The organism is Catenibacterium sp. RTP21428st1_D7_RTP21428_210409, assembly GCF_040227455.1.
In the GTDB taxonomy this organism is placed as follows: Bacteria; Bacillota_I; Bacilli_A; order Erysipelotrichales; family Coprobacillaceae; genus Catenibacterium; species Catenibacterium mitsuoka_A.
Genome location: NZ_JBEHVX010000009.1, coordinates 1 through 15,122, shown reverse-complemented (window position 1 = coordinate 15,122; position 15,122 = coordinate 1). Strand labels below are relative to the sequence as shown.

The window sequence follows — 15,122 nt, the reverse complement described above, 5'->3', positions numbered from 1 at the left end:
ATGAAGCTCATGACACTTAACACACATTCACTCAGTGAATGTGATGAAAAGAATAAGCTCCAGACAATTGCGAATTTTATTCTGAATCATGATGTTGATGTCATTTGTTTACAAGAAGTCAATCAAAGTATGACTGCAAAAAGTGTTTCTACCGACAGATCTTATGTCGGTAGAGATATTATTAAAGAAGACAATTATGCACTTGGATTAAGCCAATTACTTGGTGATCAATACTATTGGAACTATATACCAGTTAAAGTAGGTTATGGCAAGTTTGATGAAGGTGTAGCTATCTTCTCTAAGTACCCAATTGTGAATAGTGAAAATACTTTATTGACGCAAACCAATGATTATACGTTCTGGAAGAAACGTAATTCTCTTGGAGTAGAAATAGTAAAAGAAAACACACATTTTTGGGTTTATACAGCCCATTTAGGATGGTGGAAGGATGATGAGGAACCTTTCATCAACCAATGGCATAAGCTCAATGTTGTGGCAAATAAAGAAGTACCTGTTTACTTAGCAGGAGATTTCAATGCACCTGATCTTATTCCAAACCAAAGTTATGAGACTATTAAAGAAGATGGATGGTTTGATACACGTGACGAGGCGGATGATGTCCAAGGTCGTTTTACTGCTCAGGGTAAAATAGACGGATGGGATGAAGCAGTAGATGGTATGCGTATTGATTATATCTGGTGTAATAAAAAAGAACATGTAAAAAGCCATCATGTTGTATTTGATGGTACACATGAAGATGTAGTTTCTGATCATTTTGGATTATTTATGGAGGATAGTTTATGAGAAAAAGTGGTGTGTTATTATCCGTATCATCTTTACCTAGTAAGTATGGTATTGGTTGTTTTGATGAAGCTGCTTATAAGTTTGTAGATGATCTCGTAGAAGCTAAACAAACATATTGGCAGATTCTCCCTTTAGGTATTACTGGTTATGGTGATTCACCTTATCAGTCATTCTCTACTTTTGCAGGTAACCCATATTTTATTTCTTTAGATGAGTTTGTGAAATGTGGTTATTTAAAGGAAGAAGATTTACCAGAGGCAGATATAAACAGTGATTATGTTGATTATTCTTATCTTTATGAAAATAGATATGCATTATTAAAGAAAGCTTATGAGAATTCACATATTACTGATAATGAAGATTTTAAAGCTTACTGTAAGGACAATGCATGGTGGCTAGAAGATTATGCATTATTTATGGCAATAAAAGCATCTTATGATAATCAAAGCTGGGAAAATTGGCCTTTAGAATTACGTTTAAGAAATGATGCGTTTCTTACTGAAAAACGTAACGAACTAAGTGATGACATTAATTACCATAAGTTCTTACAGTACTATGTATGGAAACAATGGTATGCATTAAAGGATTATGCGAATAGTAAAGGGGTAGAAATCATTGGTGATATTCCTATCTATGTCGCATATGATTCATCTGATGTATGGGGACAGCCAGAATTATTCCAGCTAGATCCTGAAGTAAAACCAACTGCAGTTGCAGGTGTACCACCTGATGGTTTCTCTGCTGATGGACAGCTTTGGGGTAATCCACTTTATGATTGGAAGAAACATAAAGAAACAGGTTATGCATGGTGGATTCAGAGAATTGCATATTGTAAGAAAGCTTACGATGTTGTACGTATTGACCATTTTAGAGGTTTTGATGAATATTTCTCAATTCCTTATGGTGATACAACTGCAAGAAATGGACATTGGGAAAAAGGTCCAGGCTATGACTTATTTAAGACAGTTGAAGAGTCTTTAGGAAAACTCAATGTAATTGCAGAAGACTTAGGTTATTTGACTGATACAGTTAAACAGATGGTCGCTGATTGTGGTTATCCAGGTATGAAGGTCTTTGAATTCGCATTTGATTCACGTGATTCTTCTGGTACAAGCAACTACCTCCCTCATAACTATACAGAAAATTCAGTTGTTTATACTGGAACTCATGACAATGAAACAATGTTCGGATGGCTTAAGAATATTCTGCCTGAAGAAAGACAGATGTTGAAGGACTATCTACACTATGATGGTGATAATGACACTGTATTAGTGGATATGAGTATTGATTGTATTATGGCAAGTGTAAGTGATAAGTGCATTGTACCAATGCAGGATTACTTAAAACTTGATAATACAGCACGTATGAATAAACCTAATACTTTAGGTAATAACTGGATGTGGCGTTTAGATAAGAATGCCTTTAATAATTCATTAAAGGAACGAATGCGTAACATTACAGTAAAAACAAACCGTATTTAAAGGAGATTTTAAGAATGGATGTTAAGACGTTAATTAATACAAGAGTTCAGGAGTTATTTAATTTATCATTAAAAGATTGTTCTAATGAACAAGCTTATATCGCATTATTAAGTGTTGTAAAAGACTTGCTTGATGATAAAAAGACAATTGAAGGTGATCGTAAGGTTTATTATTTCTCTGCTGAATTCTTAATTGGTAAACTCATGAGTAATAACTTAATCAACCTAGGTATTCGTAAGGAAGTAAAGGAATTATTCAAAGAAAACGGAAAGAGTTTAGAAGAAATTGAAGAAATAGAAGCTGAACCTTCTCTCGGTAATGGTGGGTTAGGTCGATTAGCTGCTTGTTTCTTAGATTCAATCGCAACTTTAGACCTACCTGGTGATGGTGTTGGTCTTAATTATCATTTAGGTTTATTCAAACAGGTATTTGAATATAACAAACAGTGCGAAACACCAAACCCTTGGATTAATGATCACTCTTGGCTCATTCCTACAAACAAACATTATACTGTAGAATTTAAGGACTTTTCTTTAAAGTCTCAATTATATGATTTAGACGTATTAGGCTATAAAGGAAATAAGAATAAATTACACTTATTTGATATTGCATCTGTTGATGAATCAATGGTACATGATGGTATTTCATTTGATAAATCAAATATTGTGCGTAACTTAACTTTATTCCTCTATCCAGATGATAGTGATGAAGCAGGTCGTAAATTACGTATTTACCAGCAGTATTTCATGGTATCTAATGGGGCACAGATGATTCTTGAAGATATCAAGAGTAAAGGAATCAGCTTAACTGATTTAGATAAGCATGTATGTATCCAGATCAATGATACACATCCATCAATGGTTATTCCTGAATTGATTCGTCTTCTTATGAAAGAAGGACTTACAATGAAGCAGGCTATTGATATTACATCTAAAACATGTGCTTATACAAACCATACTATTCTTGCAGAAGCACTTGAAAAATGGCCATTGTCTTATCTAGAAGAAATCGTGCCTCAATTAGTACCTATTATTGAAGCATTAGATGCTGTTGCGAAAGAAAGATCTACAAATGAAAAAGTCGCAATCATTGATAATAATAAATTAGTTCATATGGCACATATGGATATCCACTTTGGTTTTTCTATCAATGGTGTGGCTTCTATTCATACAGATATTTTAAAGAATACTGAATTACATGACTTCTATGAACTTTACCCAACACATTTCAACAACAAAACAAACGGTATTACATTTAGAAGATGGTTATTATCATGTAATGAAGAATTAACTGATTTGATTGATAGCTTAATTGGTGAAGGCTACAAACAAGATGCAAGTGAATTAGAGAAATTACAGAAATATTTAGATGATGAAGTAGTTCTTAATAAACTACTTACAATCAAACAGGAAAAGAAAACACAGCTTGCGAACGTAATTAAAGAAAAAGAAGGTATTGAGTTAGATCCTTCCTCTATCTTCGATGTTCAGGTTAAGAGATTACATGAATATAAACGTCAGCAGATGAATGTGTTATATATCATCTACCAGTACTTACAGATTAAAGCCGGTCATAAGCCTGCACATACTATTACATGTATCTTTGGCGCAAAAGCAGCTCCTGCTTATATCCTCGCAAAAGATATCGTCCATACACTCCTTTGTCTGCAGCAGCTTATTGACAATGACCCAGAAGTATCTCCTTACTTAAAAGTAGTCATGGTAGAAAACTATAATGTCACTTATGCAGAATCTATTATTCCTGCAGCTGATTTCTCTGAACAGATTTCCCTTGCTTCAAAAGAAGCATCTGGTACATCTAATATGAAATTCATGTTGAACGGTGCAGTCACATTAGGTACTGACGATGGTGCCAATGTCGAAATACATGAATTTGTAGGTGACGATAATATTTATATCTTTGGCGCAAAAGCTGATACAGTTATTGACCATTATGCGAAAGGTGATTATCATCCTCAGGATATCTTAAATAATGATTCTGAATTAAGAACACTTGTTGATTTTATTGTCAGTGATGAAATGAAATCAGTCGGTGATGTGGAATCACTTGAAAGATTACATAATGATATGTCATACAAGGATTGGTTTATGGCCTTACTTGATGCAAGAGACTATATTGAGACTAAAGTACGTGCTATCAACGATTATAAAGATAGAAAAGCATGGGCTAAGAAGATGTTAGTTAATATCTCTAAAGCTGGTTTCTTCTCTAGTGATAGAACTATTGCACAGTATAATGAAGATATCTGGAAATTAAAATAATCTCCTCAATCAGGGTTCTTAATGAACTCTGATTTTTTTGTTGATTTTATTTCATATATACTTTATTTTATTTACGAGGTGTAGAAAATGAAAAGAAATTATCCAAGTATTATTATTACTCCTGAAGGAGAAAAATGGCTCGATAAAGGGCAGATGTGGATGTATAAGAATAATCTAGGTAGTCTAGATGATTCTATTGAGAATGGTTCTTTAGTAGATATTATGACGACTCAAGGACGTTATTTAGGTACAGGTTTTCTTTCTAAAGAAAGTCATATTACAGTACGTATCTTAACTAAAAATCAAAATGAAGTGATTGATAGAGAATTCTTTAAAAAGAAAATTCAGTTTGCCTATGATTTTAGAAAGACAGTAGAAAAAGATAACTTAACTAATTGTCGTCTTGTATTTGGTGAAGCTGATGGCTTACCAGGCTTAACTGCAGACCGTTATAATGAAATCATTGTGACTCAGATTACATCTTATGGTTTAGATTTAATCAAGGATATGATTTATGAATTATTATTAGAAGTATTAAAAGAAGATGGTCAGAATGTATCTGCCATCTATGAAAGAAATGATGTTAAAGTACGTGCGAAGGAAGGTTTAGAACTCTATAAAGGATTCTGGAAACCAAGCACATTACCTACTACAACAGTTATTAATGAAAATGGTTTGAAACTTAATGTAGATGTAGAAAATGGTCAGAAGACTGGTTACTTCTTAGATCAGAAATCTAATAGAGTATTACTTAGAAACATGTCTGCAGGTAAGACAGTATTAGACTGTTTTAGTCATACAGGTGGTTTCGCATTAAATGCAGCTTTTGGAGGGGCTAAATATGTCACTGCTGTAGATGTTTCTCAGACAGCTTTAGATCAAGGTCTTGCGAATGCAAAGATGAACCACTTAGAAGAAAGAATGTCTTTTGTACAGGATGATGTCTTTGATTACTTAGATAAATGTCATCAGGGACAGTATGATATTATTGTCTTAGATCCACCTGCATTTACTAAATCAAGAAGAACTGTCAACCATGCTTATAATGGCTATAAAAATATTAATATGAAAGCTATGAAGCTTTTAAGACAGGGTGGATATTTAATTACATGCAGCTGTTCACGTTTTATGGAAACTGCACTCTTTGAACAGATGTTAATAGAATCCGCAAAAGAATGTGGAGTGACTCTAAAACAAGTATCAGTGACTCAACAGAATGCCGATCATCCAATTCTTTGGACTATGGAAGAAACATCTTACTTAAAATTCTATATCTTCCAGATTATTTAGAAGTCTTCGGACTTCTTTTTTAATGCTTCATAAAATTTATTTTTATATTTATAGCTTAGCTTAAATATCTCTAGATTAAGATAGATATCTAATTGATTAATTTTAGTAATATAACGTGTATTTACACATGTATTCTTATTAATTTGTACAATCTGTTTAGAACCAATCTCTTTTAATATCACCTTTAAAGGTTTATAGAGATGATAGTTCTTTTCTTTTGTATATATTGTAGTGAGATGTTCATGTGTATGTATGTAGATAATATGATTAATAGGAATAGAAATATCCTGGTAATTATACTTGAAATGATAATAATCACGAGAATGAAAGAATGTGCATAATATGAAAGGAATATCTTTTTCTAGACTATTTTCAAATATATAGTAAAAAGGCTGATAGATGACAGTTTCAGGACCTAATGGGTGATTGGTAACTATCACAATAAAAGCCTTTTTATTTATATTTCTTATTCTTGGTATATCTTCAAGTGTATCAGTAAAACACAAATCTGCAGGAATAAGAGTGTTAGATATTGTATAAGGATGATGTAGATGATAATCAAGTATATTGGTTATTGTTTCTGTTATATGAGAATTTGAATGTACTATAGAAATAATCATGAGATCCCACCACCTATTAAATAAAAAAAGGACTACTAATAGTCCTTGAGCGTGTAAACACACTGTTATAGCTTCCGTGAACACAATACATGAATAACTCACTATATGACATAACATGTATCATGAAACGAAAAATAATGTCATGAAAGATAGTAAAATGAGAATTTTACGCTCATGAGCGCCATACGCTCATATTTATTTCTATGCTTAAGGCATAGAGGTAAATAGATATGTCAATGGGAGAAAGATTAAGAGAAGCAAGAAATAAAATAGGATATTCACAGGAAGAAGTGGCAAGACGTATTGATTTAGATCGTACAACTATAGGAAAGTATGAAAATGATGCATGTGTACCATCTTCAACTACTCTTGCAAGACTAGTAGAAATCTATTGTACAGATGCGAATTATATTTTATATGGTAAAGAGATGAAGGTGATGAATATATCGCGTGTACCAAAGAACTGTATGAGAGATATCTATATGTTGCTTTCAGAATATCTTATAGAAGATTATGCACATAATGAAAACATCCACGAGTAGTGGATGTTTTTAAATCTGTGGTTTGATTAATACTCTTCCTGTACCACGATAAACATTAACTAAACCTTCACCACTCATAGCTGAACCAATGAGTGTTTTACCGCTTCTTTCTACTGTAAAGTCAAGGTTTTCACTCCAGGCAATGGCGAATGAACCGTCAATCTTTAACGTATCGTTATGTAAATCTATTGTAATAAGTTCTTCTTGTGGTACATCACATTTTAAGACTACTTTACCAGAACCCTTAAGACATAGATTAAATAATCCTTCTTCACCAATAGTTTGTCCTGATACACTTTTAATCATAGATGAACTTAAGCTGACTTTGGTTTCAGATGCACAATATAAACCATCCTCTACACACATCGCTCCATTCCAATCATCTAGATCTTCAATAATATAATGTTTATAACTTGGTTCTGTGACTATTACACCTGTACCAACATATTGTGGCTTAATAGTGGATTCACCAGTGACCTGTGCATTAAAGAACTTTTTAATTGTATCTCCAATACCCTTTAAACCTGTTGTCTGATGTACATTACCCACATACCATTGCATTCCCCCTGGCTGTATATTGACACTTTCATCATTTAAAGTAATCATTAGTTGTCTTTTCTTTACATTCATCTGACTCATATAGAACTTAGTTTGCGCATCCTCTGCAGTACAGCTTAAATCCTTATCATATTGAATGACTTTAAAAATCCCTTTACGACTTACTACAGAAACATTACTATTATCTTCAAAATTAAAAATTTGGAATCCCATAAAAAAACCTCCTTGACACTATTATATACGAAAAAAGGTCTTATGACCTTTTTAAATCTTAATAATACCATCTACAGCTTTTTTCTTTAATTCTTCAATAATAGAGACTCCTGCACTCGTACCAATACGTGTTGCTCCATTTTGAATCATTTTAATAAAAGTATTTGCATCTCTAATACCACCTGCAGCTTTTACTTCTACTTCATCACCCACATATTTCTTCATTAATGCGACATCTTCAAATGTTGCACCACCTGTTCCAAAACCAGTAGAAGTTTTAATAAAATTAGGTTTAACTTCTTTCGCAATTTCACATAGCATAATTTTTTCTTCATCAGTAAGATAACAGTTTTCAAAGATTACTTTACAAGGAATATTGTGAGCATGACATGCAGCTACAATCTGTGTCATTTCATCTTTAATATAATCCCAGTTCTTATTCTTAACTTCTGTTTGATTAATCACATAATCAATCTCAGTTGCGCCTTCTTCAATCGCATTATTTGTATCAAATACCTTTGAGGCAATAGTAGTTTGTCCTAAAGGAAATGAGATGGCAGCTCCTACATGAATATCAGTACCCTTTAGTAGTTCTGCACATAAATGAGACTGTACCTGATTGATGGCAACCATTTTAAAATGATAATCCTTAGCCTCATTACATAGTTTTTCCATATCTTTACTAGAAGCATCAGTATGAAGATTAGTATGATCAATCATCTGTGCTAAATCATCAATAGTATATTCTTTCATAATCATCTCTCCTTTACATATATGCTAACATTATAACTTTATTATGTCAACATTATGTAAATATATCACTTGTGTTTTTTGTGTGATAAAATAGTATATATAGGGAGGAGGGACTCTTATGAGCGCTTTATATTTAGATGTAAAGAAAGACTTATTAGATAAAATTACATCGGGTGAATATTCAGAAGGAACTATTATTCCTACAGAACATGAACTTTCTGATTTATACAATGTGAGTCGTCCAACGATTAGAAAAGCTGTGCAAATCTTAGTAGATGCAGGTTATTTAGAAAAGAAAAAGAAACGTGGTACGATTGTATGTGCACCTAAAGTAATTCAAGATTTTACTCAATCAATATCAAGCTTTGATACACAGATGAAAAGACATGGTGTTGTATCTAAAACACAGGTGATTACATTTAAAATGGAAGAAGCATCTAAAGAGATTGCGAAATCTTTACAGATTCATGAAAAAGATTTAGTCTATAAGCTTGTTCGTTTACGTTATACAGATTATAATCCAAATGTCTTTATTACAACCTATATTCCTGTTTCTTTATTTCCGGGTTTACTCGATACTGACTTTACGCATATTAGGCTCTATGATGTTTTTGAGAAACAGGGGCATAGTATTAATACAATTGATCGTACATTAGAAATAGCTCTCGCAGATGATACTATTGCGGATATGTTAGATATAGATGAGGGAGACTCACTATTCTATTTCCGCTCTATTGGTTATGATACACAAAAGAATCCAATAGAATATTCTATTGCCCGTTATAGAGGAGATATTAATACGTTCACATTACATCTTAATCAGCACAAAGGAGATTAATATGACATATCGTTTAAAATACCATGTATGTCCTGAACATGGCTGGATCAATGATCCAAATGGTTTTTCTTATTTTCAGGGATATTATCACTTATTCTATCAATACTACCCAGATGAACCTATATGGGGACCTATGCATTGGGGCCATGTAAGAAGTAAGGATTTAGTTCACTGGGAGAACTTACCTATTGCCTTAATTCCAGGAGATAAAGAAGATCTTCATGGTTGTTTTTCAGGAAGTGCAGTAGAATACAACAATCGTTTATATTTGATTTATACAGGTAATATATATGATGATCCTGAACATATTACATTCCATCAGAATGTGAATATTGCCTGGAGTGAAGATGGTATTCATTTTTATAAATATGAAAATAATCCAGTGATTAGTGAACCACCTGTAGATAATACATATCATTTCCGTGATCCTAAAGTATGGCGAGAAGATGATCATTTTAAGATGATTATTGGTGGTCAGAAGGAAGATGGAAGAGGACATGTACTCATTTATCAATCAGATGATTTAATCAATTGGGATTATTTAGGTGAATATGGTCATGCTTCTACCATTGATCATGAAGGGAAGATGTGGGAATGTCCTGATTTATTTAGACTTAATGGAGTGAATGTATTACTTATGTCACCACAAGGTATTAAAGAAGATGGTGAAAAATACAGAAACTACCATCAAACAGGCTATAAGATCAAAGATACATTTATTGAATTAGATCATGGTCATGACTTCTATGCAGCGACTACAATGCTTGCACCAGATGGTAGACGTATACTAATGGCTTGGATGGATATGTGGCATAGTGAATTCCCTGAAAAAGAAGAAGGGTGGTCTGGGGCTATGACCTTCCCTAGAGAACTTACTATTCATGATAATCATCTCTATATGATGCCGGTAGAAGAACTTGCATTATTAAGATATGAATCTAAAAAAGTAGAAGTCACAGACTATCTACTTCCTTCTAGACAAGTAGAAATAGATTTAGATATTTGTGATGGTTTATCTCTCAATCTAAGTAATCTCTATACACTTACAGTAAATAATCATAAAGTAACTGTAATGAATCAGACAGAACGTGTAGGGACTATTAAAGAATATCAGTCTATGAAGCTATTGATTGATTCTAGTAGTGTAGAAGTATTTATAAATGGTGGAGAACTTGTCTTTACAGATAGAGTTTATTTTAAAGACACACCAGTGCTTTCACTTAATAAAAAGATGACTTGTAGAATCACAACATTAAGCGAATGATATTTCCAAGGGGGAAAAATATATATGAAAAAAATAGAATTTAAGTCTATGTTGGTGTCTATTATTCTTGTATTACTAATTTATTATTTTTATACACCAGCATTAAATATTCATGCGATAGAATTCTGGATATTTATTATTGTCGCATTATGTATTTATGGTGCTTCCACTTCTTATAGCACATTACTTAGTAAGAAATTTAAACCTGAAAAGGTAGGTTATTTAGGTGCTGCAGTGGCATTGATTGTGGCAGGTGTTTTAGTGACTGATTTATTCACAAGTAAGATTTTCCACGCATCACGTTATGCAAGTCGTATAGAAGTAGAAAATGTAAAGTTTAATAATAAGACATTACATGAAGTAGACTTCTCTAAGACACCTATTATTGACCGTAAGAGTACTGTAAAGCTTGGAGACAAGGTCATGGGTGAGATTCCAGAATATGTGTCGCAGTTTGAAGTAAGTGATGATTATACACAGATTTCTTATAAGAATAGTGTTTATCGTGTCACTCCACTTGAATATGCAAGTTTCTTTAAATATCTTACTAATAGTAAGAATGGTATTCCTGCTTATATTACAGTGAATTCTACTAATGGTAAGGCAGAAATCGTTAAGTTAAAGGATTTAGGTTTAAATGGTATGAAATATGTACCTTCTGCCATTCTTAATCATAATTTAAATCGTAAACTACAATTATCTTACCCTACATCCATCTTTGGTTCTCCTTCATTTGAAGTAGATGAAAAAGGACATCCATGGTATGTATGTACAACATATACTTACTTTGGTGTAAGCAATAAGAAGAAGGTCACTGGTGCTGTCCTCTTTGATCCAATTACTGGTAAATCTAAGAAATATGATAAAGACAAAGTACCGAAATGGGTGGATCGTGTATATCCAGAAGAACTCATTATGACTGAAATAGATGAAAACGGAAGCTTACAGGATGGATTCTTTAACTCTGTCTTAGGACAGAAGAATGTCACTGTCACATCTAAAGGTTATAACTATTTAGAAAAAGATGGCGATATCTGGATCTATAGTGGTATTACTTCTGCAAATAAAGATTCATCTAACTTAGGCTTTGTATTATCTAACTTACGTACTCATCAAACTTTACGTTTCTCTTGTTCTGGGGCGAATGAAAAAGCTGCAATGAAATCTGCAGAAGGTGAAGTCAAGAACTATGGTTATGATGCCACATTCCCATTGTTAGTCAATGTAGGTGGTCACCCTGTTTATTTGATTTCACTTAAAGATAGTGGAGGACTTATTAAACAGTATGCGATGGTAGATGCGAAAGACTATCAGAAGGTCTCTGTTTATTCTGCAGATTCAGTTAAGAATCTAGAACTCCTTAAGAAGAGTTTCCTTTCTTCTCAAACAATTACAGAAGAGTCTGATGCAGAAACTAAGAAGAAGGATATCACAATCGCAAATGTACAAATTCTTAATGTAGATGGCAAATCTAAGCTATTTATCGTGGATACAGAAGGTAAGAAATACAAAGCAGTCATTACATCAGAAAATGAAAACACACTGGCTTTCTTAAAAGCAGGTGAAACAATTCATATTCGTTATATTGAAATGAATGATGTAAATGTGATTAAGAGTGTAGGTGAATAAAATGAAAAGAATAATGAAGATTTTTACAGTTACTTTAGTATGTTTATCATTATGTGGATGTTCTTATTTCAAATCTAAGCTCAATGACATTAAAGGTAGTTTGATTGGGAATGGTTATACAATTGATACATATGATAATTATGGGAATAAAGTATTTGAAACAAAAGGTCAGAAGATCAAAATCACTGGTAATAAAGTAAAAGAATCATCATATAATTCTGATGGCAGTGTAAAAGAAACATATAGTCTTTCTTCAGTTGTTACTATCACAATTGATGGGAATGAAATAGAAAGCTGTGGAGATACATGTATCTTTGAACAGAAGGGATTAGATGCAGAAGTAGACTTTACTAAGAAGCATATCAATAGTACTGCAGACGGAATCACAGCCAATACAGCTATCGCAAATTACTTAAATAAGTATAAGAACTTGTTTGGTAAAAGAAGAGTTGTAGTCGTTAAGTCTCAATTAGGTCAGCCTATTAAGGCATATCAGGGTGATGATGTATATTGGGAAATTCCTGAAAACCTTCCTAAGATGACTAAACTCATGATTGATGGTAAAGCACTTTATATTCATCGTGCAAACTTCCAGATTATTGATTCAGATTGTTTAACAGAAGAGTAGCGTGGCTGCTCTTTTTTAGTTGACTATGAACCTTGCTTTGGGTTTAAAATAGTATTATGGAGGATATGTTCATGGAGAAATCAAAAGTATATTTTACAGACTTTCGTACACGTGTTGGTGTAAGTTTAACTGAAAAGTTACAGCGTATAATTAAGAAAGCAGGAATCACTGATATTGATATGGATGGTAAGTTTGTAGCTATCAAGATGCATTTTGGTGAATTAGGTAACCTATCTTATTTACGTCCTAATTATGCGAAAGCAGTTGCAGATGTCGTTAAGGAATGTGGAGGAAAACCATTCTTAACAGATTGTAATACTTTATATCCAGGTTCTAGAAAGAACGCCCTAGAACATCTAGATTGTGCTAATATTAATGGGTTTAATACAATCACTACAGGTTGTCAGATTATTATTGGTGATGGTTTAAGAGGAACTGATGATATTACAGTACCTGTAAGAAATGGTGAATATTGTAAAGAAGCTTATATTGGTCGTGCAGTCATGGATGCGGATATCTTTATCAGCTTAACTCATTTTAAAGGCCATGAGTCTACAGGCTTTGGTGGTGCGATTAAGAATATTGGTATGGGCTGTGGAAGCCGTGCTGGTAAGATGCAGCAACATAATTCAGGCAAACCAATTGTGCATGATGACTTATGTAGAGGATGTCGTCGCTGTGCTAAAGAATGTGGTAGTGATGCAATCACTTATGAAAATGGTAAAGCAGTCATCAATCAGGATATCTGTAAAGGATGTGGCAGATGTATTGGAGCTTGTGTATTTGATGCCATTGAAAACCAAAACTGGAATGCGAATGAAATACTTGGTAGAAAAATGGCTGAATATTCGCAGGCAGTATGTGATGGAAGACCAACATTCCATATTAGTTTAGTGAGAGATATTTCACCTAACTGTGACTGTCATGGTGAAAACGATGCACCTATCTTACCAGATGTTGGTATCTTTGCGTCATTTGATCCCGTTGCTTTAGATCAGGCATGTGTAGATGCATGCTTACATGCAACACCTATGCCTAATAGCCAGTTATCTGATAATTTAGCTGATCCACATTGGCATCACCATCATGATAACTTCCTAGATTCAAATCCTAATGTCAGATGGAAAGAAACATTAGAACATGCGGAAAAAATTGGTTTAGGTACAAGAGAATACGAACTTATTCAAATGAAATAATAAAAAAGAAGAATTGAAATAACTCAATTCTTCTTTTCATTTGTTTGTTTACGATATTGTGTGGGTGAACAATGATAAGTCTTACTAAACTTTTTAGAAAAGGCCAGAGCATCAATAAAGCCCACACTGGCTGCAATTGTAGATACAGGGAGATTTGTACTCTGTAACAAGCCTGCAGCCTTTTTTAATTTAATTGAAAGCAGATATTGTTTAGGTGAAATATCAAATTTCTGATGAAATAATCGTGTCATATAATTTGCATGAATACCAAACTTATCCGCAATCTCACTCATTTTAAGGTTATATTGATAATTCAAATCCAAATAAAGACGAATTTCTTCGGCAAGTGAATACTTCACATTATTATTGAAATGGATATTTAACTCTTCATACAACATTGCGAAAATATGAAGAAGTATACTATTTGACTCAAAATATTCAGCATCTGTATTAAAGGATAAATCTAATAGACGTTCAATCTGTTTATAATATTGATTCACATCAACATTATGAATAATATATTGATCATGTGTATCTTTTGTAAGGGAGTAAAAATATTGTTCCGCATTAATACCTAAGAAATTAACCCATCCATATTTCCATGGATGGTTTTTATCCGCTTGATAGGTAGCCACCTTATTGGCAGGAATGAGGAAAATATCTCCTGCCTTGACATCAACGGAATGTTCATTAATAGTCAGTTGTCCTTTTCCAGAGAAGACAAAATGCATCACATAATAAGATCTTACAATAGGTCCATAGGTATATTCACTTTTACATTGTTCTATTCCAGCACTGTATAAAGACAAATCCGTATTGGCTTTATAGGTTTTGCTGTGAATACGTTCTTTATATTCTTTCATATGATCCCCTAAGTTAGTTTTTTCCATATATTCGTTATGTATTTCTATTCTTATTATATTCTTGACGTTGTTTAATGTAAATAAGGTAGAGTCAAAAGTTTATGAAAAACTTGATGAATGACAGATTTCAGGGCTCGATGAACGATGCGATATCATTCATG

General features: G+C 33.0%; 14 protein-coding genes. 10 read left to right on the top strand and 4 right to left on the bottom strand.

All coding sequences use genetic code 11. The features are described from left to right. The 4 genes from ABUA27_RS02605 (at position 1) to ABUA27_RS02590 (ending at position 5,857) form a co-directional block, all read left to right on the top strand. The gene (locus ABUA27_RS02605) at positions 1-804 is read left to right on the top strand and encodes an endonuclease/exonuclease/phosphatase family protein (RefSeq protein WP_349820181.1); all 804 of its coding nucleotides are present in this window, start codon (positions 1-3) and stop codon (positions 802-804) included. Beyond that, positions 801-2,285 carry a 4-alpha-glucanotransferase gene (gene malQ / locus ABUA27_RS02600; RefSeq protein WP_349820180.1) on the top strand — a complete coding sequence of 495 codons (1,485 nt, stop codon included), beginning with the start codon at positions 801-803 and terminating at the stop codon, positions 2,283-2,285. The genes ABUA27_RS02605 and malQ overlap by 4 nt, the downstream gene beginning before the upstream one ends. A gap of 14 nt (positions 2,286-2,299) precedes the next feature. Continuing rightward, positions 2,300-4,567: a glycogen/starch/alpha-glucan phosphorylase gene (locus tag ABUA27_RS02595; RefSeq protein ID WP_288835288.1), complete on the top strand. Its 2,268-nt coding sequence runs from the start codon at positions 2,300-2,302 to the stop codon at positions 4,565-4,567. 87 nt (positions 4,568-4,654) lie between these two features. Beyond that, on the top strand, positions 4,655-5,857 hold the full coding sequence (locus tag ABUA27_RS02590; RefSeq protein ID WP_349820179.1) for a class I SAM-dependent rRNA methyltransferase: 1,203 nt from the start codon (positions 4,655-4,657) through the stop codon (positions 5,855-5,857). Here the strand turns inward: ABUA27_RS02590 and ABUA27_RS02585 are convergent. Continuing rightward, positions 5,854-6,477 (bottom strand): LytTR family DNA-binding domain-containing protein, encoded by a 624-nt coding sequence (locus ABUA27_RS02585; protein ID WP_161220291.1) that lies wholly within the window; start codon positions 6,475-6,477, stop codon positions 5,854-5,856. The two genes, ABUA27_RS02590 and ABUA27_RS02585, sit on opposite strands and share 4 nt — an antisense overlap. 230 nt (positions 6,478-6,707) lie before the next feature. Between ABUA27_RS02585 and ABUA27_RS02580 the strand changes: the two genes are divergently transcribed. Beyond that, positions 6,708-7,019 (top strand): helix-turn-helix domain-containing protein, encoded by a 312-nt coding sequence (locus ABUA27_RS02580; RefSeq protein ID WP_117459570.1) that lies wholly within the window; start codon positions 6,708-6,710, stop codon positions 7,017-7,019. Positions 7,020-7,028: 9 nt separating this feature from the next. On the opposite strand, the gene ABUA27_RS02575 is transcribed toward ABUA27_RS02580, so the two are convergent. After that, positions 7,029-7,790, bottom strand: a complete 762-nt coding sequence (locus tag ABUA27_RS02575) for an AIM24 family protein (RefSeq protein ID WP_288835319.1) — start codon at positions 7,788-7,790, stop codon at positions 7,029-7,031. Positions 7,791-7,841: 51 nt separating this feature from the next. Then, the gene (deoC, locus tag ABUA27_RS02570; RefSeq protein ID WP_288835320.1) at positions 7,842-8,543 is read right to left on the bottom strand and encodes a deoxyribose-phosphate aldolase; all 702 of its coding nucleotides are present in this window, start codon (positions 8,541-8,543) and stop codon (positions 7,842-7,844) included. Positions 8,544-8,661: 118 nt separating this feature from the next. Here deoC and ABUA27_RS02565 point away from each other — a divergent pair, with 118 nt between their 5' ends. From ABUA27_RS02565 to ABUA27_RS02545, 5 genes are all read left to right on the top strand, one after another. Further along, a complete protein-coding gene (locus tag ABUA27_RS02565; protein WP_129981283.1) occupies positions 8,662-9,381 on the top strand; it encodes a GntR family transcriptional regulator in 720 nt (239 codons plus the stop codon). A gap of 1 nt (position 9,382) precedes the next feature. After that, on the top strand, positions 9,383-10,645 hold the full coding sequence (locus tag ABUA27_RS02560; protein WP_129981282.1) for a glycoside hydrolase family 32 protein: 1,263 nt from the start codon (positions 9,383-9,385) through the stop codon (positions 10,643-10,645). 24 nt (positions 10,646-10,669) lie between these two features. Then, a complete protein-coding gene (locus ABUA27_RS02555; RefSeq protein ID WP_349820178.1) occupies positions 10,670-12,274 on the top strand; it encodes a hypothetical protein in 1,605 nt (534 codons plus the stop codon). 1 nt (position 12,275) lies between these two features. Beyond that, positions 12,276-12,902, top strand: a complete 627-nt coding sequence (locus tag ABUA27_RS02550) for a DUF5052 family protein (protein WP_281073111.1) — start codon at positions 12,276-12,278, stop codon at positions 12,900-12,902. A gap of 71 nt (positions 12,903-12,973) precedes the next feature. Further along, entirely contained in the window at positions 12,974-14,098 is a 1,125-nt protein-coding gene (locus ABUA27_RS02545) for a DUF362 domain-containing protein (RefSeq protein ID WP_288834644.1), read from the top strand. A gap of 23 nt (positions 14,099-14,121) precedes the next feature. On the opposite strand, the gene ABUA27_RS02540 is transcribed toward ABUA27_RS02545, so the two are convergent. Next, the gene (locus tag ABUA27_RS02540) at positions 14,122-14,961 is read right to left on the bottom strand and encodes an AraC family transcriptional regulator (protein WP_287845154.1); all 840 of its coding nucleotides are present in this window, start codon (positions 14,959-14,961) and stop codon (positions 14,122-14,124) included. Positions 14,962-15,122: the final 161 nt, after the last annotated feature.

Excerpts from the sequence above, each read along its gene's own strand:
- ABUA27_RS02605 (WP_349820181.1), top strand. The coding sequence starts at position 1 with ATGAAGCTCATGACACTTAACACACATTCACTCAGTGAATGTGATGAA.
- malQ (WP_349820180.1), top strand. The coding sequence starts at position 801 with ATGAGAAAAAGTGGTGTGTTATTATCCGTATCATCTTTACCTAGTAAG.
- ABUA27_RS02595 (WP_288835288.1), top strand. The coding sequence starts at position 2,300 with ATGGATGTTAAGACGTTAATTAATACAAGAGTTCAGGAGTTATTTAAT.
- ABUA27_RS02590 (WP_349820179.1), top strand. The coding sequence starts at position 4,655 with ATGAAAAGAAATTATCCAAGTATTATTATTACTCCTGAAGGAGAAAAA.
- ABUA27_RS02585 (WP_161220291.1), bottom strand. The coding sequence starts at position 6,477 with ATGATTATTTCTATAGTACATTCAAATTCTCATATAACAGAAACAATA.
- ABUA27_RS02580 (WP_117459570.1), top strand. The coding sequence starts at position 6,708 with ATGTCAATGGGAGAAAGATTAAGAGAAGCAAGAAATAAAATAGGATAT.
- ABUA27_RS02575 (WP_288835319.1), bottom strand. The coding sequence starts at position 7,790 with ATGGGATTCCAAATTTTTAATTTTGAAGATAATAGTAATGTTTCTGTA.
- deoC (WP_288835320.1), bottom strand. The coding sequence starts at position 8,543 with ATGAAAGAATATACTATTGATGATTTAGCACAGATGATTGATCATACT.
- ABUA27_RS02565 (WP_129981283.1), top strand. The coding sequence starts at position 8,662 with ATGAGCGCTTTATATTTAGATGTAAAGAAAGACTTATTAGATAAAATT.
- ABUA27_RS02560 (WP_129981282.1), top strand. The coding sequence starts at position 9,383 with ATGACATATCGTTTAAAATACCATGTATGTCCTGAACATGGCTGGATC.
- ABUA27_RS02555 (WP_349820178.1), top strand. The coding sequence starts at position 10,670 with ATGAAAAAAATAGAATTTAAGTCTATGTTGGTGTCTATTATTCTTGTA.
- ABUA27_RS02550 (WP_281073111.1), top strand. The coding sequence starts at position 12,276 with ATGAAAAGAATAATGAAGATTTTTACAGTTACTTTAGTATGTTTATCA.
- ABUA27_RS02545 (WP_288834644.1), top strand. The coding sequence starts at position 12,974 with ATGGAGAAATCAAAAGTATATTTTACAGACTTTCGTACACGTGTTGGT.
- ABUA27_RS02540 (WP_287845154.1), bottom strand. The coding sequence starts at position 14,961 with ATGAAAGAATATAAAGAACGTATTCACAGCAAAACCTATAAAGCCAAT.